This window comes from Citrobacter sp. Cb004, assembly GCF_030337065.1.
Taxonomy (GTDB): Bacteria; Pseudomonadota; Gammaproteobacteria; order Enterobacterales; family Enterobacteriaceae; genus Citrobacter; species Citrobacter braakii.
Genome location: NZ_JAOWCH010000050.1, coordinates 94,756 through 115,767, shown reverse-complemented (window position 1 = coordinate 115,767; position 21,012 = coordinate 94,756). Strand labels below are relative to the sequence as shown.

General features: G+C 51.1%; 21 protein-coding genes. 12 read left to right on the top strand and 9 right to left on the bottom strand.

The window, feature by feature from the left end; all coding sequences use genetic code 11:
- Nucleotides 1-369 precede the first annotated feature (369 nt).
- Complete coding sequence (locus OGV65_RS25420) at nt 370-543, top strand: YnfU family zinc-binding protein (protein WP_213083734.1); 174 nt, start codon at nt 370-372, stop codon at nt 541-543.
- Between the two features lie 166 nt (nt 544-709).
- Here OGV65_RS25420 and dcp read toward each other — a convergent pair whose 3' ends face one another.
- On the bottom strand, nt 710-2,755 hold the full coding sequence (dcp, locus tag OGV65_RS08965) for a peptidyl-dipeptidase Dcp (RefSeq protein ID WP_286454866.1): 2,046 nt from the start codon (nt 2,753-2,755) through the stop codon (nt 710-712).
- 137 nt (nt 2,756-2,892) lie between these two features.
- Here dcp and ydfG point away from each other — a divergent pair, with 137 nt between their 5' ends.
- The 3 genes from ydfG to ydfZ all read left to right on the top strand — a co-directional run bounded on the left by ydfG (nt 2,893) and on the right by ydfZ (nt 4,804).
- Nucleotides 2,893-3,639 (top strand): bifunctional NADP-dependent 3-hydroxy acid dehydrogenase/3-hydroxypropionate dehydrogenase YdfG, encoded by a 747-nt coding sequence (gene ydfG, locus OGV65_RS08960; protein WP_016153061.1) that lies wholly within the window; start codon nt 2,893-2,895, stop codon nt 3,637-3,639.
- 86 nt (nt 3,640-3,725) lie between these two features.
- Complete coding sequence (locus tag OGV65_RS08955) at nt 3,726-4,412, top strand: GntR family transcriptional regulator (RefSeq protein ID WP_016153060.1); 687 nt, start codon at nt 3,726-3,728, stop codon at nt 4,410-4,412.
- Nucleotides 4,413-4,600: 188 nt separating this feature from the next.
- A complete protein-coding gene (ydfZ, locus tag OGV65_RS08950) occupies nt 4,601-4,804 on the top strand; it encodes a putative selenium delivery protein YdfZ (RefSeq protein WP_003032393.1) in 204 nt (67 codons plus the stop codon).
- Between the two features lie 74 nt (nt 4,805-4,878).
- Here the strand turns inward: ydfZ and OGV65_RS08945 are convergent, their stop codons facing one another.
- The 4 genes from OGV65_RS08945 to OGV65_RS08930 form a co-directional block, all read right to left on the bottom strand.
- Nucleotides 4,879-6,345 carry a mannitol dehydrogenase family protein gene (locus OGV65_RS08945; RefSeq protein ID WP_286454865.1) on the bottom strand — a complete coding sequence of 489 codons (1,467 nt, stop codon included), beginning with the start codon at nt 6,343-6,345 and terminating at the stop codon, nt 4,879-4,881.
- Nucleotides 6,346-6,504: 159 nt separating this feature from the next.
- Complete coding sequence (locus tag OGV65_RS08940; RefSeq protein ID WP_049041486.1) at nt 6,505-7,839, bottom strand: MFS transporter; 1,335 nt, start codon at nt 7,837-7,839, stop codon at nt 6,505-6,507.
- 60 nt (nt 7,840-7,899) lie between these two features.
- The gene (rspA, locus tag OGV65_RS08935; RefSeq protein WP_016153056.1) at nt 7,900-9,114 is read right to left on the bottom strand and encodes a starvation-sensing protein RspA; all 1,215 of its coding nucleotides are present in this window, start codon (nt 9,112-9,114) and stop codon (nt 7,900-7,902) included.
- Between the two features lie 107 nt (nt 9,115-9,221).
- On the bottom strand, nt 9,222-9,548 hold the full coding sequence (locus OGV65_RS08930; protein ID WP_016153055.1) for a YnfA family protein: 327 nt from the start codon (nt 9,546-9,548) through the stop codon (nt 9,222-9,224).
- A 153-nt stretch (nt 9,549-9,701) separates the two neighbouring features.
- On the opposite strand from OGV65_RS08930, the gene OGV65_RS08925 reads away from it, so the two are divergent.
- Nucleotides 9,702-10,043, top strand: a complete 342-nt coding sequence (locus tag OGV65_RS08925) for a DUF1283 family protein (RefSeq protein ID WP_016153054.1) — start codon at nt 9,702-9,704, stop codon at nt 10,041-10,043.
- A gap of 35 nt (nt 10,044-10,078) precedes the next feature.
- A complete protein-coding gene (gene speG, locus OGV65_RS08920; protein ID WP_006684613.1) occupies nt 10,079-10,639 on the top strand; it encodes a spermidine N1-acetyltransferase in 561 nt (186 codons plus the stop codon).
- Nucleotides 10,640-10,646: 7 nt separating this feature from the next.
- Here the strand turns inward: speG and OGV65_RS08915 are convergent, their stop codons facing one another.
- A complete protein-coding gene (locus OGV65_RS08915; protein WP_080763004.1) occupies nt 10,647-11,357 on the bottom strand; it encodes a YnfC family lipoprotein in 711 nt (236 codons plus the stop codon).
- A 102-nt stretch (nt 11,358-11,459) separates the two neighbouring features.
- On the opposite strand from OGV65_RS08915, the gene OGV65_RS08910 reads away from it, so the two are divergent.
- From OGV65_RS08910 to clcB, 6 genes are all read left to right on the top strand, one after another.
- A complete protein-coding gene (locus OGV65_RS08910; RefSeq protein ID WP_085951053.1) occupies nt 11,460-11,768 on the top strand; it encodes a DUF1161 domain-containing protein in 309 nt (102 codons plus the stop codon).
- A gap of 148 nt (nt 11,769-11,916) precedes the next feature.
- Nucleotides 11,917-14,343: a selenate/tellurate reductase subunit YnfF gene (ynfF, locus tag OGV65_RS08905; RefSeq protein ID WP_049281794.1), complete on the top strand. Its 2,427-nt coding sequence runs from the start codon at nt 11,917-11,919 to the stop codon at nt 14,341-14,343.
- A 10-nt stretch (nt 14,344-14,353) separates the two neighbouring features.
- Nucleotides 14,354-14,971 carry a DMSO/selenate family reductase complex B subunit gene (locus OGV65_RS08900; RefSeq protein WP_046276317.1) on the top strand — a complete coding sequence of 206 codons (618 nt, stop codon included), beginning with the start codon at nt 14,354-14,356 and terminating at the stop codon, nt 14,969-14,971.
- Nucleotide 14,972: 1 nt separating this feature from the next.
- Complete coding sequence (locus OGV65_RS08895; RefSeq protein ID WP_049281796.1) at nt 14,973-15,827, top strand: dimethyl sulfoxide reductase anchor subunit family protein; 855 nt, start codon at nt 14,973-14,975, stop codon at nt 15,825-15,827.
- Nucleotides 15,828-15,869: 42 nt separating this feature from the next.
- Complete coding sequence (dmsD, locus tag OGV65_RS08890) at nt 15,870-16,484, top strand: Tat proofreading chaperone DmsD (protein WP_279264946.1); 615 nt, start codon at nt 15,870-15,872, stop codon at nt 16,482-16,484.
- Between the two features lie 119 nt (nt 16,485-16,603).
- Entirely contained in the window at nt 16,604-17,893 is a 1,290-nt protein-coding gene (gene clcB / locus OGV65_RS08885; RefSeq protein WP_279264947.1) for a voltage-gated ClC-type chloride channel ClcB, read from the top strand.
- On the opposite strand, the gene bioD is transcribed toward clcB, so the two are convergent.
- From bioD to ynfL, 3 genes are all read right to left on the bottom strand, one after another.
- Entirely contained in the window at nt 17,849-18,544 is a 696-nt protein-coding gene (bioD, locus tag OGV65_RS08880) for a dethiobiotin synthase (RefSeq protein WP_016153046.1), read from the bottom strand. The two genes, clcB and bioD, sit on opposite strands and share 45 nt — an antisense overlap.
- Before the next feature lie 125 nt (nt 18,545-18,669).
- A complete protein-coding gene (gene mlc / locus OGV65_RS08875) occupies nt 18,670-19,890 on the bottom strand; it encodes a sugar metabolism global transcriptional regulator Mlc (protein WP_047500478.1) in 1,221 nt (406 codons plus the stop codon).
- Between the two features lie 118 nt (nt 19,891-20,008).
- Nucleotides 20,009-20,917, bottom strand: coding sequence for a multidrug efflux transcriptional activator YnfL/SxtR(Kp) (ynfL, locus tag OGV65_RS08870; RefSeq protein WP_016153044.1), 909 nt, complete (start codon nt 20,915-20,917; stop codon nt 20,009-20,011).
- Nucleotides 20,918-21,012 lie beyond the last annotated feature (95 nt).

Below are 21,012 nucleotides of genomic sequence, written 5' to 3'. Positions count from 1 at the left end.
CCCTTGCTGCGTAGCTGCACAAGGGGCCATTTTTTTACCTGAATTCCCCCTCCCGGCACCTTTTCCCTGATGTACAGATAAAAAAAACCGCCGGATAAACCAGCGGTAAATGCTTGCATGGATAGATTTATGTTTTGCTTTTATACGCTACCTGGCAATTCCCTGCGAAGATAACGGATAGTTGGCTAATCTATCATCGACAACCCCAATGAACGTTAAACGAAACGTAACTACCTTCTATAAGACATGTTGGCCGCTAATGAGATTCTTGCAAACCGTACAGTAATCCATGTCATCGCAATGGTTATAAAATGAGCTATTTATTGCTTCATAGTGTATGGTAAGCACCCCATCACAAGGACAATCAATATGTCGATACTTAAAGATATTAAGATGCGTACTTTACGACCAGTGAAAAGTACCTGTCCTCACTGCTGCCGCCAGTCAATGCACAGCCTGTCGAGAATAAAAAACAACATAACGTTAGTCTGCCCCAACTGCGGCAATACCTACCTTCCTTCCCAAAGCAAACCAGTCAAGTAACGTAAGAGCAGGAAAACAATGCCGACCTTTCACCAGCAGCACTCCCTACCCGAGCGTCTCTATGAGATGCAAGGCATCAATACCCAACAACGATTCATTTTGCTGAAGAAAAAATCCAGCTAACAACCGGGCACCACGCCCGGTTCAATTTTCTGGCTGACCTGTCTTAAGCGCTCAAGCCACGATGTTCCAGCATGGGTTCCATGCGCGGTTCACGCCCGCTCCACTGGCGATAAAGTTCAGTTAAATCAGTGCTGTTTCCGCGGGACAAAATTGCTTCGCGGAATTTCTGTCCGTTTTCACGGGTTAATCCGCCCTGCTCTACGAACCACTGATAGCCGTCATCGGCCAGCATTTGCGTCCACAGATAGGCATAATAACCTGCGGCATAACCGCCACCGAAGATATGGGCAAAATAACTGCTGCGATAACGCGGCGGCACGGCCTTGAGATCCAAACCTTCCGCCGCCAGCGCCTGCTGTTCAAATTGATCGACCGGATGAGATGACTCGCTCAACTCCAGAGAGTGCCAGCGCATATCCAGCAATGCAGCGCTGAGCAGTTCGGTCATGTCGTAACCTTTGTTAAACAGACTGGCCCGCTGCATTTTATACCGCAATGCCTGCGGCATTTGCTCCCCGGTATCAACATGTAGGGCAAAACGGGCAAAGACCTGAGGATGGCTCGCCCAGTGTTCGTTGATCTGTGAAGGAAACTCGACAAAATCACGCGGAGTGTTGGTCCCAGAAAGCGTGGCATAACGCTGAGTGGCGAACAGACCGTGCAATGTATGTCCAAATTCATGAAATAGCGTAATAACATCATCCCACAGCAGCAATGCAGGCTGATCCTGCGCAGGTTTTTGATAATTACAGACGTTGTAAATAACCGGTCTGGTTTCGTTAAGCAGCGATTGCTCGACAAAATTGCCCATCCAGGCTCCGCCGCTTTTTGATTCCCGGGCAAAGAAATCACCGTAAAATAGCGCCAACCCTACGCCATCATGATCGAATATTTCCCATACCCGAACATCCGGGTGATAAACCGGAATGTCGAATCGCTCAACGAATTTGATGCCAAAGAGTTGATTGGCCGTCCAGAAAACGCCCTCGTTCAGCACCGAATCCAGGGCAAAGTAAGGTTTGAGCTGTGCCTCATCAAGGTCATATTTCTCACGACGGACCTGCTCGGCATAAAACGACCAGTCCCAGGCCTCGGCGCTAAACGACTCGTGTTCTTGAAAGATAACGTTCTGGATTTCAGCCTGCTCATCCAACGCCCTCGCCCGCGCGGCTGGAACAATAGATCGCATAAATGTCAGTGCCGCTTCCGGCGTTTTTGCCATCTGGTCGGCAATTTTCCAGGCTGCGTAATTGGCAAAACCAAGCAGTTGCGCCTGCTGCATCCGGATTGCTACCAGTCGCTGAATAATAGCTCGCGTGTCGTTGGCATCATCATTTTCAGCCCGCGTCCATGCGCGGGTGAACAGTTTTTCGCGGGTCTGACGATCGCGTAAAACCGCAAGCGCCGGTTGCTGTGTTGTGTTTAATAGCGGGATAACCCAACGCGCTTCAAGCCCTTTCGCCCTTGCAGCTTCGGCGGCAACGGCAATTTCTTCTGTGCTGAGCCCCTCCAGATGCCGGATATCATCCACCACCATAGCACCTGACGTGTTTGCTGCCAGCAACCGTTGATTGAACTGGCTGGTCAGCGTGGCGGACTCCGTATTGAGCGCTTTAAGTTTGGCTTTATCGGTCTCGTTCAGACGGGCGCCGGCCAGTACAAAACGCTGATACACGACCTCCAGCAGACGTATTGATTCGCTATCCAGACTTAACGTACCACGCCTCTGCCAGACGGCTTCGACACGGGCGAAAAGCGCGCCATTGAGATAAATATCATTGGCAAGGTTCGCCAGCTCTGCGGAAAACTCTTCGTCAAGGCGCTGTAGTTCATCGTTGGTGTGCGCCGCCGTCATCGCGAAGAAAACGCTGGTCACGCGCGTGAGCAGCACCCCGCTTTGTTCAAGCGCCAACAACGTATTAGCAAAATCAGGAACCTGTGAGTTTTGCACAATAGCGTCGATCTCGGCGCGTTTTTGCCGCACGCCTTCATCAAACGCTGGACGATAATGCTGCACGTCGATCTGATCAAACTGCGGTGCCTGATACGGCAATGTGCTGTGGTGTAAAAATGGATTCGTTAACGACATCTTTCACTCCTGAAAACGATTTGTTTACCAGAGTAGACTTCCCGGTAATCGACCGCAATCGCGTTAAGCAGGAATAGCTCTGAACGGAAATGACGTGCTATGGTAGTACTACATAAAAAGCGTTGAGGAACAGTGAGATGATCGTTTTAGTAACCGGAGCAACCGCAGGTTTTGGTGAGTGCATTACGCGTCGTTTTATTGAGAATGGGCATAAAGTTATTGCCACCGGACGCCGCCAGGAGCGCCTGCAGGAACTCAAAGATGAGCTGGGTGACCGCCTCTATACCGCGCAACTGGACGTACGTAATCGTGCATCAATTGAAGAGATGCTGAACGCCTTACCCGCTGAATGGCGCGATATTGATGTTCTGGTCAACAACGCGGGTCTGGCGCTGGGCCTTGAGCCAGCCCACAAGGCCAGCGTTGAAGACTGGGAAAATATGATCGACACCAACAACAAAGGCTTGGTTTATATGACCCGTGCCGTTCTGCCAGGCATGGTTGAGCGCAACCGCGGTCATATTATCAATATCGGTTCTACCGCGGGCAGTTGGCCATACGCTGGCGGGAACGTCTACGGTGCGACCAAAGCGTTTGTTCGCCAGTTTAGCCTGAATTTACGTACTGACTTACACGGCACTGCGATTCGCGTTACCGACATTGAACCGGGTCTGGTTGGCGGTACGGAATTCTCTAACGTACGTTTCAAAGGCGATGACGCTAAAGCTGAAAAAGCCTACGAAAATACCACCGCCCTGACCCCGCAAGATGTTACAGAAGCGGTATGGTGGGTGGCGTCCTTACCCGCTCATGTCAACATTAACACCCTTGAAATGATGCCTGTCACACAGTCCTTTGCCGGACTGAGTATTCATCGGAGCTAATTTCTCTGCCCGGCCTTGCGCCGGGTATAGATAGCCTGAAATAAGTGATAAGATCTCCGGGTTAACTCTCTAAAAAGTAAGAATGAATGACCGTAGAAACGCAGCTCAACCCTACACAACCGGTAAATCAACAGATTTACCGTATTCTTCGTCGTGATATCGTGCACTGTCTGATTGCACCCGGTACGCCGCTGTCGGAGAAAGAGGTTTCCGTACGCTTTAATGTGTCACGCCAGCCGGTACGAGAAGCATTCATCAAACTGGCAGAGAACGGTCTGATTCAGATCCGCCCGCAGCGTGGCAGCTACGTAAACAAAATTTCGCTGTCGCAGGTGCAAAACGGCTGTTTTGTTCGCCAGGCAATTGAATGTGCCGTGGTCCGCCGCGCCGCATCACTGATCACCGATAAACAGTGCTATCAGCTCGAACAAAATCTGCATCAGCAGCGCATCGCGATTGATCGAAAACAAATCAATGATTTCTTCCAGCTAGATGACGAATTTCATCAGAAACTGGCTTTAATCGCCGAGTGCCAGCTCGCCTGGGACACCGTTGAGAATATTAAGGCCACGATTGACCGCGTTCGTTATATGAGCCTGGATCATATCTCTCCGCCTGAAATGCTGCTGCGTCAGCATCACGATATTTTTACCGCACTTGAGAAACATGATGGCGATGCCGTTGAGCGCGCAATGATGCTGCATCTCCAGGAAATTGGTGAGTCCGTTCAGCTAATCCGTCAGGAAAATAGCGACTGGTTCAGCGAAGATTAATATTACGCTCACCTCACACCGAGGTGAGTTTCTCCTGCTTTCCCCTCTCCCGCACATCTGCATAAAAAAAGCTGTGATTTTGATCGAAAACAAAAAAAATCATTAACGAGAAGCGTATTTATATTGCGCCCGTTACGTGGGACTAGAGCCCACGGGCTTTGACGGTAAGTTGGAAAGGAGAAAACACCATGAAAACATACGATCGTAACCGTAACGCAATCACCACTGGCAGCCGCGTCATGATTAGCGACACCGGACTTACAGGCCGCATTACAGCGATAGATACCGATGGCCTGACCGCTGAGCAAATTCGCCGCGGGAAAACAGTGGAAATCGAAGGGTGTGAAGGTAAATATGCTCCCCTCGAACTGATTCGTTTGGGCATGAACTAATTGGTGTGAATGCCAGAAAACAATGCGCCATCTGGCCCGTTTATAGCCAGATGGCGACTTAAATGATGTTCTCGTTACTTCATTTTTGCTGCATACTTCGCAACGGTTGCCTTCGCCCCTTCAGCCAGTAAAGCAAGATAGGCTTGTGTGACCTGATTCTTGAACAATTCTACCTGCGGCAGTTCACGACCAAAAATAGCATCGATCGCCAGCAGCGCCTGGACACGATCTTCGCCCTCGTTACTGCTATGCACCGCTTTCTGGATCACCGGTAACAGCGGATCGCTGATTTCAATCGCCTGGCCCTGATCATCCACACCGCCGACGTAACGCATCCAGCCAGCCACGCCCAGCGCCAGCAGTTCAAAGTGGCTACCGTGCACAATGTGCCAGCGAATGGAGTCCAGCATACGCTGCGGCAGTTTTTGACTGCCGTCCATCGCGATCTGCCAGGTGCGATGACGCAGTGCCGGGTTGCTGTAGCGCTCAATTAACAGATCGGCATAGTGCGGAAGATCCACACCTTTCACTTTTAACGTGGGCGCTTGTTCCTGCAACATCAGCGCGCGCGCGGCGAGGCGATAATTTTCATCACCCATGCAATCGTTAATGTGCTGATATCCCGCCAGATAACCCAGATAAGCAAGGAAAGAGTGGCTGCCGTTGAGCATACGCAGTTTCATCTCTTCAAACGGAATGACATCAGCAACCAGCTCCGCTCCCGCCTTCTCCCATTCAGGGCGGCCAGCGACAAAGTTATCTTCAATAACCCACTGACGGAACGGTTCACATGCTACGCCTGCCGGGTCGCGTACGCCGGTAATGTGTTCAATTTTGTCCAGCGTATCCTGGGTAACAGCAGGGACAATGCGGTCAACCATTGTCGACGGGAATGTGACATGTTGTTCGATCCACGCAGCCAGTTCCGCATCCACCGCCCGGGCATACGCGGTGACAACATTGCGCATCACATGACCGTTTTCTGGCATGTTGTCGCAGGACATCACGGTAAAAGCGGCTAAACCCGCAGCTTTGCGGCGTGCAAGCGCCTCAACCACAACGCCTGGCGCAGTTTTTGGCTGTTTTGGATTTTGTAGATCGGCAGCAATCATCTGGTTGTCTAACATCAATTGACCGGTCGCCGGAGAATGGCAATACCCTTTCTCGGTAATGGTCAGGGAAACAATCGCAACCTGCGGTTCACTCATCGCAGCCAGTACGCTTTCCAGCCCATCAACCTGCGCATGCAGCGCATTTTTCACCACGCCCACGACTCTTGCAGTCCAAGCATCTGCGGACATTTCTGCAACGGTATACAGGTTATCTTGCTGTATCAGATCGGCAATCTGCTGCTCGCCGCCAATCAGGTTCACTTCGCAATAGCCCCAGTCACTGCCGTGATCCGCAGCGAGAATGTCAGCGTAAACCCCCTGATGTGCGCGGTGAAATGCGCCAAACCCCAGATGGACAATACGCGGGACCAGTTTTGTACGATCGTAGTCGGGAAGTGCAGCCTGTGCCGTTAAGAGCTTGTTTTGCATGGTATGACCTACTTATCAATGAAATCAGGATTGATTCAGAGTAACGCCTGTATGGTTGTATGTTTTGATTTGCATTAAGCTTTTTATGATTGGTATGACATCACTTAAAGCTGTGTACCATAAAAGGTAAATTTGGCGGCATATTGCCGCCAAAGGATATTAATGTTTCTGCCACTGCTGGTATTCACGTTTAAGCCTTTGCGGTGCAGTTTCCGGCATCATCAGCAAACCAATAACTGAGATGACGCCAAGTACAATCACATAGGTTGCGAGTCCATAATAATGTCCACCAGTTACTTGCAGAATTTTTACTGCTACTAAACCAAGAATCCCACTACCAATTAGCGATCCCAACTGCCAAATTAATGCTATTCCGCTACAGCGAATATGAGTCGGGAAAAGCTCTGGGAAATAAGATGCCTGAGGTGCATAACACATACTATGCCCAACGCTCAGTACCAGGATCATTACTATTTGCGTAAGCCAAAAGCTATCCTGATTGATTGCAAGGAAGAAAGGAATAATCATAACAACCTGGAGCAATGCGCCGATAATATAAACTGGTTTACGCCCAATTTTATCGCATAGCGAGCCCATCATCGGTATTGCAATTATTTCTATAATCACCGCAACAATCATTGTCTCCATCAAGATATTTGCATCGAGATTGTTTGCCTTACCGTATGCAAGGACAATCACTGTAAACATTGCAAATGTGCAAGCCTCAATCAGCTTCGCACATACTCCCTTAACGACAATTCCCGGAAAATCACGGATAACTTCAACTAATGGACGTGATTCTTCTGCTTTTGTCTCCCTAATCTGAGCAAAGACTGGTGATTCATCAATTTTTAAGCGGATAAATAACCCAACAATAACCAGCAACAGACTTAACAGGAACGGTATACGCCACCCGTAATCCATCATTGCCTCTGGAGAAAGTGTGGCATTTAACAACGCAAAGAGTGCTAACGGCAGAAGAAAACCAACTGGGGCACCGATTTGAACCCAACTCGAAAAAAATCCACGATGTTTGGGCTCAGAATATTCAGCAGTCATCAATACTGCACCGGCTTGTTCTCCTCCAACACCAAAGCCCTGTAATACACGAATAAATATAAGTAAAGCTGGAGCCCATACACCTATTTTTTCATATGTAGGTAACAACCCAATACAGAATGTCCCTAAGCCAACGATTAATATAGTAATAACCAGTGCTTTTTTGCGCCCGACCTTATCGCCAATATGCCCAAAGACAATTCCTCCTAATGGTCTAGCCAGGAAACCAACGGCATAGGTTGCAAAAGCAGCCAGCGTACTAATTAACGGATCGTCACTTGGGAAAAATAAATGACCAAAAAAGAGTACGGCTGCTGTCCCATATGCAAAGAAGTCATAGTATTCGGCAGCAGTACCAATTGCGGAGGCTGAAGCCACTCTGCGAATAATGGGTTTATTATCTACGTTATTTTTAATATCGACTGAACTAACCATAAGTTTTACCTTCTGTAGGGTATTGAGTTAATCAACATCTTTCGTACGTAAAATTTATATTTACCAGTTCCACAACGTGCCATCTTCCAGACGAGCAACAGGCAGATATGCAGGGTCATACGGGTATTTCGCCGCCAGCTTTTCGTCAAACTCGATCCCAAGACCTGGTTTGTCTCCAGGATGCATATAGCCGTTATCAAAGGTCCAGTTGTGCGGGAACACTTCCAACATTTGCTCGGAATACCCCATATATTCCTGTACGCCGAAGTTCGGCACCCACAGATCAAAGTGCAACGCAGCGGCCATGCATACTGGGGACAGATCGGAAGGTCCATGCGAACCGGTACGTACCTGATACAGCGACGCAAAATCGGCAATTCGACGCATGCCAGTGATACCGCCCGCATGGGTGATGGTGGTGCGGATATAGTCGATCAATTGCTCTTCGATAAGCTGTTTGCAGTCCCAGATGCTGTTGAAAACTTCCCCTACCGCAATCGGCGTGACCGTATGCTGGCGGATCAGGCGGAAGCATTCCTGGTTTTCAGCCGGGGTCGGATCTTCCATCCAGAACAGACGGTATTGCTCGATGCTTTTGCCGAAACGGGCCGCTTCAATTGGCGTCAGACGGTGGTGCATATCGTGCAGAAGATGTTCGTTGAAACCAAACTTGTCGCGCACGGCTTCAAACAGTGTTGGCGTGAAATCGAGGTATTTCTCCGTTGACCATAACTGCTCTTCTGGCCACTGCCCTTTGGTGGCGGGTTCGTAGGCCAGTCCTTTGCCTTTAGACATACCGTAAGTGGTTTTCATACCCGGCACGCCGCACTGCACGCGAATTGCTTTAAAGCCCATCTCTTTATGGCGCGCATAATCTTCGAGTACGTCATCAACGGTATGGCCTGTGGTGTGACAGTAAACCATAACGCCTTCACGAGATGCACCGCCGAGCAACTGGTACAACGGCATATTCGCCGCTTTCGCTTTGATGTCCCACAATGCCATATCCACCGCGGAAATCGCCGACATGGTGACCGGACCACGACGCCAGTACGCGCCTTTGTAGAAAAACTGCCAGATGTCCTCAATTCGGTGCGCATCGCGACCAATCAGCTGCGGACAAACATGATCTTTCAGATAGGACGCTACGGATAACTCGCGTCCGTTTAACGTCGCATCTCCCAGCCCAGTGATCCCATCGTCTGTCGTAATTTTCAACGTGACAAAATTACGCCCCGGACAGGTGACAAACACTTCAGCCCCAACAATCTTCATCTCTTATTCCTTGCATTTGTTCTTGTGATGCAGGAAATTTACCCAACTGAGCTACTACCATACAAGTATGAAGATCAAAAAAGCGCTGATTGATCACAAAAAAGGCGCTATGCGCGCCCCCACCCAGCCACAATAATCAGCATGCCGCACAATGCCACCAGCGCGCCTGACCAGTCGTACAGGCTAAGTTTTACGCCGTCAACAATACGTAGCCAAAGCAACGCTGTCACCACGTAAACTCCACCATAGGCCGCGTACACACGCCCGCTTGCAGCCGGATGCAGCGTCAGTAACCAGACGAATAAGGCCAGTGACATCCCGGCGGGTATCAGCAGCCAAGCCGTAGCCCCTCGCTTAAGCCAGAGCCAGGGTAAAAAGCAGCCAATGATTTCGCATAACGCGGTGATGAAAAAAAGGAATGTGGTCTTAAGCATTGATGTTATTCAGTTACCTTCGGTTTAACCATGATACGACAGAATGTCGTTAGCGTATCCATCTCCGCTGAGTGGGTATGCCCGCAAGCCGGAATAGTGTAGAATTTAACCCTGTTTTATTGTTTTTCCCCTTTCCCATAAAAGGAATTCGCCATGAATATTACACTGACCAAACGCCTGTGCCTGACGGCTATGCTGACGCTGGCTGCGGCTGTGTACACCTCTTCCGCATTTGCTGAAACCAGTAAACTGATCATTGAATCCGGGGACAGTGCGCAAAGTCGTCAACAGGCAGCAATGGAAAAGGAACAATGGAACGATACGCGTCAGCTACGCCAGAAGGTCAACAAGCGTGCAGAGAAAGAGTGGGACAAAACCGACGCAGCTTTCGATAGCCGTGATAAATGCGAACAGAGCGCTAATATTAATGCGTACTGGGAGCCCAACACCCTGCGCTGCCTCGACCGCCGCACTGGCCGCACCGTTGCCCCATAATGATTGCACTTTGAAAGATATTGAAAGGATACGATATGACTAGCGCCCTCAGTGTTAAGCTGCGCCCGCTGGAGCGTGAAGATTTACGATTTGTCCATCAGCTTGATAACAACGCCAGCGTAATGCGTTACTGGTTTGAAGAACCTTACGAAGCATTTGTTGAACTGTCAGATCTGTATGACAAGCATATCCACGACCAAAGTGAACGTCGCTTTGTTGTGGAATGCGACGGTGAAAAAGCCGGACTGGTGGAGCTGGTTGAAATTAACCATGTGCACCGCCGGGCAGAATTCCAGATCATTATTTCGCCGGAATATCAGGGCAAAGGTTTGGCTTCCCGGGCTGCTAAGCTGGCGATGGATTATGGCTTTACCGTACTTAACTTATATAAGCTGTATCTGATCGTTGATAAAGAGAACGAAAAAGCCATCCACATCTACCGTAAACTCGGGTTTATGGTCGAAGGCGAGCTGATTCATGAATTCTTTATCAACGGTCAATACCGCAACACTATCCGCATGTGTATCTTCCAGCAGCAGTATCTGGCAGAACATAAAACGTCAGGTCCTAACCTGCTGCAACCTACCGCTCAGTAAAGACTGACTAATAGTAATCGATGGTGTTTTCAATCGAGTAATGGTGTTCAACTGCCGGCTTCACGCTCTCGTCAACGATAACAAGCTGGCAGTTGACCGGATTAGCATAGTCATCATACTTGCACGTTTGTTTTACATTACCTAACGGATGGTTATTAAGCAGGCTTACCGCGGTGTAATCCAGCTTCTTTAACGGGTCAACCGACGGTTTGGCATCAACCTGCAAGGTATTGTCCTTATTGACGGTGGTTTTACCCAGCGGGTAGCCTTCCGCATCATAGCGATATTGCACCTTCATCTCTTTTCCCGTGGCGGAAACGACAAAACCGTTATCGTCGGTATCCCATACCACGCCCGCCGCAGGCAGTTCTGCTAACTGACATTTACCCTGTAAGCGGATCCGTTTTTCCAGGGTTTTGGCGTCCCGGTAATAGTTAGCATCGAGGACCAGCGCCATGCCGGTATTGCTTTCAATATCATGCAATTCAAGCGTATCGAAGCACCCTTCCTGTGAGAGCGTACCGACAACGCGCTTGGTGACTTCACCTTTGTCATTAAGCAGCGTCTGGCTGAAATCTTTTACTGGCCCGCGCAGCGGATCGAAATCAAATTCATTGGAAAAACTGGCCATTTCCGGCGTAAAGGAATCCAGGCCTTTGGCGTTATCACACCCGACCAGCATGACGCACAGGAAACCTAACAAGATCTTTTTCTTCACATTTTTCACCGGGATAAGAAGATAATTCTCAATCATATTAGCAAATACAGTTATTTACACCAGAAATGCTAATCTTAGTCCAGGTCGATCATAAAGGAGCTGATGATGAAATACATAACAGGAATTGCCGCGCTCTTACTGGCCGTCGCGTCCCCGCAGGTTTTGGCGGCACCGGCGTCATGTGAACGCGTGAAAAGCGATATCGAACAGCGCATCATTAATAATGGCGTTGCTGAATCCAGCTTTACGCTGAACATTGTCCCCAACGATCAGGCCGATCAGCCTGATTCACTGGTCGTGGGACATTGTGCAAACGATACGCACAAAATTCTCTATACCCGAACCAACAGTGGCAACGCCCCTGCCAATAGCACCCCTGCCCAGGACGGGCACGTCGCCGAACCGCAATAAATCACGCCCTCCGTGCGCGGAGGGTCACTCCTGTTTGATATGCATTAAGATGACATACCCATAAGTGGGTAAACTCAAACCATTATTAGCATGCTATTAATTTCGTTATAGAAATTAATATATAGCGATAACTATAATGGGGTGAGTAATGTCAAAAACTGAGCAATACGGAGGCATTAGCCGCAGGACGTTAGTGAAATCCTCGGCAATGGGTTCGCTGGCGCTTGCCGCGGGTGGGCTGTCGTTACCTTTCGGAATGCGCACTGCCGCCGCAGCGGTACAGCAGGCGATACAGCCCGTTGAAGAGAAGGTTGTCTGGAGTTCTTGTACCGTTAACTGTGGTAGTCGTTGTCTTTTACGTCTGCACGTTAAGGATGACTCCGTCTATTGGGTAGAGTCGGACACAACGGGCGATGATACCTACGGTAATCATCAGGTACGTGCCTGCTTGCGTGGCCGATCGATCCGTCGCCGTATGAATCACCCTGACCGCCTAAAATATCCAATGAAACGTGTAGGCAAGCGTGGAGAAGGAAAATTTGAAAGGATCACCTGGGATGAAGCACTGGACACCATTAGTGGTAATTTGAAGCGGATCCTGCAGGATTACGGTAACGAAGCGGTTCACGTGCTGTACGGTACAGGTGTAGATGGTGGGAATATTACTAACTCCAACGTCCCCTACCGCCTGATGAATTCTTGCGGCGGCTATTTGAGCCGCTACGGTAGTTACAGTACCGCGCAAATCAGCGCCGCAATGGGTTATATGTTTGGTGCTAACGACGGCAACAGTCCTGACGACATCGCCAATACAAAACTGGTCGTCATGTTTGGCAATAACCCTGCCGAAACCCGTATGAGCGGCGGCGGTGTAACCTGGTATGTTGAGCAAGCCCGCGAACGTTCTAACGCACGAATGATCGTTATCGATCCTCGATATAACGATACTGCCGCTGGTCGTGAGGATGAATGGCTGCCTATCCGACCAGGAACTGACGCTGCATTGGCTGCGGCGATCGCCTGGGTACTGATCACCGAAGATCTGATTGATAAACCTTTTCTTGATAAATACTGTGTCGGCTTCGATGAAACCACTCTTCCCGCCAGTGCACCGCGGAATGCACACTATAAAGCCTATATTTTAGGCGATGGACCAGACGGGATAGCCAAAACACCGGACTGGGCTTCCCACATTACCAGCATTCCGGCTGAGAAAATTATCCAGTTAGCGCGTGAAATCGGCGCAGCGAAACCCGCTTATATCTGCCAGGGTTGGGGACCGCAGCGTCACTCCAACGGTGAACAAACCGCTCGCGCGATTGCGATGCTCTCCGTTTTAACCGGCAATGTGGGGATAAACGGTGGTAACTCAGGGATGCGCGAAGGGACCTGGGATCTGGGCGTGGAATGGTTCTCCATGCTAGAAAACCCGGTTAAAACGCAGATATCAGTCTTTACCTGGACGGATGCTATTGATCATGGTGCAGAGATGACCGCGACCAAGGACGGTGTTCGCGGTAAAGATAAGCTGGACGTGCCTATCAAGTTTATCTGGTGTTATGCCAGCAATACGCTCATCAACCAGCATGGCAATATCGCGCATACCCATGATGTCTTACAGGATGACAGCAAGTGCGAAATGATCGTCGGTATTGAGCATTTTATGACTGCCTCCGCAAAATACTGCGACATTCTGCTACCTGACCTGATGCCAACTGAACAAGAAGATCTCATCTCACACGAGTCTGCCGGGAACATGGGCTATGTCATCCTTGGTCAACCTGCGACATCGCCAAAATTTGAACGTAAACCCATTTACTGGATGTTAAGTGAAGTCGCCAAACGTCTAGGTCCGGATGTATATCAAAAATTCACCGAGGGTCGTACGCAGCATGAATGGGTGAAATACCTGCATGCCAAGACCAAAGAGCGTAACCCGGAAATGCCGGATTACGACGAAATGAAAACGACAGGTATTTTCAAGAAAAAATGCCCCGAAGAACACTATGTTGCTTTCCGTTCTTTCAGAGAAGATCCTGGGGCTAACCCATTGAAAACGCCATCAGGGAAAATTGAGATTTACTCTGAACGGCTAGCAACCATTGCAGAAACATGGGAACTCAAAGACGATGAGATTGTTCATCCTCTTCCAGCTTATGCACCAGGCTTTGACGGTTGGGACGATCCTAAGCGCAAAACGTATCCATTGCAGCTCACGGGTTTCCACTATAAGGCGAGAACCCACTCCAGCTACGGCAATATCGATGTTTTACAGCAGGCTTGCCCGCAGGAGATCTGGATAAACCCCGTCGATGCCAGGACGCGCGGCATCCGTAATGGCGACACAGTTAGGGTGTTTAATAATATCGGCCAGATGCTGATCAGCGCGAAAGTCACACCGCGTATTTTGCCCGGCGTCACTGCCATCGGACAAGGAGCCTGGCTCAATGCCGATATGTTCGGCGACCAGATCGATCATGGTGGTTCCATAAATATTCTCACGTCGCATCGACCTTCTCCATTAGCGAAGGGGAATCCATCCCACAGTAATCTCGTTCAGGTTGAAAAGGCATAAGGACTAACCCATGACAACTCAGTATGGATTTTTTATTGATTCCAGCCGTTGCACGGGGTGTAAAACCTGCGAGCTGGCCTGCAAAGATTACAAGGATCTCACTCCCGACGTCAGTTTCCGGCGTATTTACGAATACGCTGGAGGCGACTGGCTGGAAGATAACGGCGTCTGGCAACAGAATGTCTTCGCCTACTACCTCTCCATTGCCTGTAATCACTGCGAAGATCCGGCCTGCACCAAGGTTTGCCCCAGCGGCGCTATGCATAAGCGTGAAGATGGTTTTGTGGTAGTGGATGAAGACATATGCATAGGCTGTCGCTACTGCCACATGGCCTGCCCGTACGGCGCACCGCAGTACAATGCCGCCAAAGGTCATATGACCAAGTGCGATGGTTGTCATGATCGCGTAGCCGACGGCAAAAAGCCCATCTGCGTCGAATCCTGTCCGCTGCGCGCGCTGGACTTTGGTCCAATTGATGAGCTGCGCAAAAAGCACGGTGAACTGGCGGCGGTCGCTCCGCTGCCAGGTGCGCACTTCACCAAACCGAGTATTGTGATCAAACCCAACGCCAATAGCCGCCCGACCGGGGATACCACGGGTTATCTGGCGAATCCGCAGGAGGTGTAACATGGGCAATGGATGGCATGAATGGCCGCTGGTCCTGTTTACGGTGCTGGGCCAGTGCGTGGCCGGAGCGCTGATAGTGAGTGGCTATGGCTGGCTGACCGCTAAAGACGAGGTGGCAAAACAACGTATCGTGCGCAGCATGTTTTTTCTGTGGCTGGTGATGGGCATCGCCTTTCTCGCCTCGGTAATGCACCTGGGTTCGCCACTGCGCGCCTTTAACTCGCTGAACAGAGTTGGCGCATCTGCGCTGAGTAACGAAATTGCCAGTGGTTCACTGTTTTTCGCCGTCGGTGGCCTGTGGTGGCTGGTGGCGTTTCTCGGTAAAATGCCCGCAGCGTTAGGTAAAATCTGGCTGCTGGTGGGCATGCTGCTGGGTCTGGTATTTGTGCTGGCGATGACCAGCGTCTACCAGATAGATACTGTCCCGACCTGGTATAACGGCTACACTACGGTGGCATTTTTTATGACGATGTTGCTGAGCGGACCGCTGTTTGCCGCCCTGCTGCTGCGTGCTGCGGGTGTTTCCTCTGGCACCGCCAGATTCGCCTACATAAGCGTTTTGGCCCTACTGGTGATCGTGGCGGTTATTGTTCTGCAGGGACTGTCGCTCGGCGGGATCCACAGTTCGGTGCAATCCGCCAGCGCGCTGGTTCCCGACTACGGAAGCTTGCAGGTCTGGCGCATCATTCTGCTGGCCGCCGGTCTGGGCTGCTGGATATGCCCGCTGATCCGTCGTAAAGCACCATCCGTCGGCGGCCTGGCGCTGGGCTTAGTGTTAGTCCTCGCCGGTGAAATCATTGGCCGCGGATTGTTTTACGGTTTACATATGACAGTCGGAATGGCTGTTGCAGGTTAACTTTCGGGTGCGGGGCAACCCGCACTGTTCAGGATTGTTTGCATGACCCATTTTTCGCAAGGTGACAACTTTTCTACCGCGGCGCGCGTACTCGGCGCACTGTTTTACTATGCGCCAGATAGCGCGGAAGCCTCTGCATTAGTCAGTGCGTTAAGAGTCGATGGCTGGCAGGCGCAGTGGCCACTCGATCAGGCAATGCTTTTCCCGCTGGCAGTACGGCTACAAGCCGAGGTCGATGAGCCTCTCCCGCAGGCCTGGCAACGCCTGTTTGTCGGTCCATATGCGCTACCCTCTCCGCCCTGGGGATCCGTCTGGCTGGATCGTGAAAACGTGTTGTTTGGCGACTCTACGCTGGCACTCCGTCAGTGGATGCGGGACAACGGCATCCAGTTTGCCATGCAGCAAAATGAGCCAGAAGATCACTTTGGTTCACTGCTGTTGCTGACGGCCTGGCTTGCTGAAAATGAACGCCACACCGAGTGCGAACAGCTGCTGGCCTGGCATCTGTTCCCGTGGTCATCCCGCTTCCTTGATGTGTTTATCGAAAAAGCTGACCACCCGTTTTACCAGGCGCTGGGGGAGTTGGCCCGTCTGACGCTGGCGCAATGGCAGTCGCAGTTACTGATCCCGATAGCCGATAAGCCACTTTTTCGTTAGTTTCACCACAGGCAGGATGTGTCCTGCCTGTGTAGCATCCTGTTGCGCACGCTGAGCTTTTGCTTCTGTTGCCAAATAGCCGCAAAATAAAGCGTCTGAAATTTCCTGTCTGGCCACTCATGCATCATTTACATGCTTATCCTGACCTGCGCGCCATGTTCCGCCGCCTACTGATTGCTGCGCTGATTGGTATCCTTGCTGCGTTGGCCGTCGCAGGATTTCGCCACACCATGCTCCTTCTTGAATGGTTGTTCCTGAGCAATGACACAGGGAGTCTGGTCAACGCGGCAACAAACCTTTCCCCTGTAAGACGCATGCTGACACCTGCGTTAGGAGGGCTGGCGGCGGGTTTGCTGCTTTGGGGATGGCAAACGTTCAACCGGTTAGGCCCGCAGGCTCCCACTGATTACATGGAAGCCTTGCAAACTAACGGACAATTTGACGTCAGTGCAAGCCTGGTGAAATCGCTGGCCTCGTTACTGGTCGTCTCCAGCGGGAGTGCCATCGGGCGCGAAGGTGCCATGATTTTACTGGCAGCGCTGGCAGCCTCCAGCTTTGCTCAACGCTTCACCCCGCGCACAGAATGGAAGTTATGGATTGCCTGCGGAGCCGCTGCGGGTATGGCCGGAGCGTATCATGCCCCACTGGCGGGCAGTCTATTTATTGCTGAAGTGTTGTTTGGCACCTTGATCCTCGCGTCACTGGGACCGGTGGTGGTATCCGCCGTCGTCGCCTTGCTCACCACCAATATGCTGAGCGACAGCAATGCGCTGCTGTATGCCGTGCACTTCACACGGGAACTGCATGCGCTGGAATACGTCATGATCATCAGCACCGGTCTGGCTGCCGGCGTTTGCGGACCGCTATTCATGTGGTTGATGACCGCCAGCCATAATGTTTTTTTGCGCTTAAAACTCTCGCCACCGTGGCAACTGGCGCTTGGCGGGCTGATCGTTGGCCTGATGTCATTGCTCACGCCTGCGGTCTGGGGTAACGGCTACAGCGTGGTGCAATCATATTTACTCTCCCCACCGCTGCTGGCCGTGGTGAGCGGGATCTTCATCTGCAAATTACTGGCGGTGCTTGCCAGCAGTGGTTCCGGTGCGCCTGGCGGTGTGTTTACGCCAACGCTGTTTGTCGGTCTTTCGGTGGGTATGCTGCTGGGACGAGTGTGGGGATTATGGCTTCCGGGTCCGGATGAGATTGCTATTCTGCTGGGATTAACGGGGATGGCCACGCTGCTGGCAGCGACCACGCATGCGCCAATAATGTCGACACTGATGGTTTGTGAAATGACCGGGGAGTATCGTCTGCTCCCCGGATTGCTGATTGCCTGTGTGGTGGCGTCTGTGCTGTCGCGAACGTTACGCCAGGACTCTATCTACCGACAACACGCTGCCGAGCATTGACAGACGGATGTACTGAGACAGCTCGCGTTGCTCTGCGCGAGGCAGATAAGGCAGTTCACCGATCAGCGGTGCGGGTAATTTTTTGCCCAGCACATCAATGATTTCCGCATAATGTGCCAGCCCTGGGTTGATTCGGTTCGCGACCCAGCCAATCAAAGGCAGTCCGTCGCTGGCAATCGCCTGCGCGGTGAGGATGGCATGATTAATACAGCCTTCCTGGATACCCACCACCATCAGCACCGGCAGTTGTTCCTGCACCACCCATTCAGATAACGGACGCAGATCGTTCATCAGGCTCCGCCAGCCTCCGGTGCCTTCCACGACAACGTGATCCACTTTTTCGCTGAGGCTTGCGAGGCCGTTGGATAACAGGGTGTAATTGACCGGACCACTATGCGCTACGCTGCTTTCATCCTCACTCAACGCAATCGGGTTGACCGCCTCGTAGGGCAGTTCGATAGTAGACACGCTTTGCAGCACCAGCGCATCTTTGTTGCGCAGACCTTCAGGTGTCTCTTTGCTTCCTTTAGCCACGGGTTTGTAGCCCGCAACGCTTTTACCCCCTGACGCTAACGCTTGTAGTAATGCGCGGGAAACCACGGTCTTCCCAACAGAAGTGTCTGTACCTGTAATAAAGAAACGCTTCAGCATCACTAACTCCACCGTTATGCTTTGAAAATATAAGTCAGGAAAATAATACAGTGGAGAAAGTCTAAGGTATGACGACGAGAATCGGCTTGAGATAGCGCAATTTTTCGTACAACAGTTAAAAAATGTTAACCCTGTAATAGACGAATCAACAAAGAACCGTTATACATCGCGTCCTTCACGAGCGCCGCCCCTGCCATCGTCCCTTGATTGGTGAACTGCGTACTTTCGACGACAATATGCTGACTGTAGGCCGGGAGCGCTTGCTGACGAATGCAGTCAGCAATAGTGGGAAACAAAATATCCGCCGCTTTACTGAGCGGAGAACCAATCAATATCTTTTGCGGGTTGAACAAATTCACCATGATGGCCAGAATCCGTCCGACATGGGTCCCGACGCCGCTAATGATATCTTTCGCCAATAAATCCCCCTGCATCGCCGCCAGACACAGCGCGTCTACCGTTAACGGTTGCCCGTGTAGAGAAGAACTCATCGACTGCTTCAAGCGTACCTGTGCCAGTTCGAGCACGCTGTCGACGCTGGCGATCGTTTCCAGGCAACCATGGTTGCCGCAATAGCAGCGTTTGCCGTAGGGGTCCACCTGCGTATGACCAATTTCCACCAGGCTACTGCTGCCGGCATGCAGTAGATGACCGTCGGTGATTACTCCGGCCCCCACGTTATGATCGATCACCACCTGAATGACGTCGCGCGCGCCGCGCGATGCGCCAAAAAGCGCCTCGGCCATAGTCCAGGCGCTGATATCATGCTGAATATAGACCGGCACGCCGGTATGATTTTCAAGCGCTTCACCCAGCGGCATCTCTTTGACATCGTCGTAGAATGGCATGCGATGAACGATACCGTTTTCAGTATCAATAATGCCGGGTAAGGTAATGGCGATGGAGGTTAAGCGCTCCAGCTTTTGCTGGTGGCGGATGAAAAACTGATCGACCTGGGTAATAACGCGTTCCAGCAATGGTGTTTCACTGACCAGCGCCATTTCAAGACAATCTTCAACCACCAGTTTGCTGCTCAGATCGCGCAGCGCCAGAAAGATCTCGCCGCGACTGATACGAATGGATAGATAGTGCCAGGCTTCCGTTTCCACAACCAGCCCAACGGCCGGACGTCCTCGGCTGCCCGCTTCCTTGATTTCCAACTCTTGCACCAGGTGCGCTTCGAGCATTTCGCGGACAATTTTAGTAATACTAGCAGGCGCCAATTGTGCCAGGCGAGAGAGATCAATACGCGATACCGGACCCAGCTGATCAATCAGGCGATAAACCGCGCCCGCATTGGTCTGCTTAATTTGATCGATATGCCCAGGCTGACTATCAGCAACCACCACTTACTCCCTTTATTTTCGCGCTCCGAAATAATCTGCGGGCTATGGTGAAGCACTTCAATGGCTTCCGTCAACTTTTTACTTAGCCTTGTGATTTACTGCACATTTTCGCCCATTTTTAAACTAAATTAATCGCCTGAACGGCCGCCAGCAGTTGCTCGCGAAAGCGTTGCGCGGCGTGACTTTGCTCATGATGTTTTGGCCACACCAGCCACATTTCCGAAACGGCATCTTCTTCCGCTATCGGGATCCAACACATTTCATACAATTGCACCCGTTTAAAGGAAGCGGGAAGAATGGAAACGCCTAATCCTGCGGCCACCAGCCCGATGATAGTCATCGCCTCACCAACCTCCTGAGTGATAGTCGGCTTCAGTCCATAGCGACGCATGAGGCCAAGAATATCGTCATACAACCCCGTCCCCACATGCGGATCAAAAAAGACAAATGGCTCATTGGCCAACTCCGCCAATGTGACCACCGGCTTTTGCGCCAACGGATGCGCGCGCGGGATCATCGCCATCAGCGGCTCATGCAGAATGATTTCACGCTCCAGCGTTTCCGGAAGCTGCGTGTTGCGCAGAAGTCCCAAATCCAGCGTTCCTTCATTGAGCGGGGCAATTTGCTCGCGCGTGTTCATTTCACGGGTTTGCATATGTACAGCGGGGTAGCTCTGGCGAAAGAGGGATAACGTATCTGAAACCGCTTTGATAAACGGTGCCGATGACGTAAAGCCGATACGCAATTCCCCCGCTTCTCCCAGATGCAGACGCTCAGCCCTGGCAGCGGCCTCATTAACCAGCCCCAGGATCTGCCGACTGTCTGCCAGAAACTGCTTTCCGGCAGAGGTCAGCGCCACGCTGCGGTTAGTGCGCGCCAGAAGTCGGGCGCCGACCTGCTGCTCGAGGATCTGGATTTGCTGGCTCAGCGGCGGTTGCGAAATATTCAGCCGTGCCGCCGCCCGGCCAAAATGCAATTCTTCGGCAACCGCTACAAAGTAACGTAAATGACGCAGCTCGATATTCATATTTTTAAGATATCATTTGAGATTATTAATATATTAGACAGAATAATGTGATTTTCATACTCTTAATGCTAGTCATGTAGAGGTAATTGATTGAG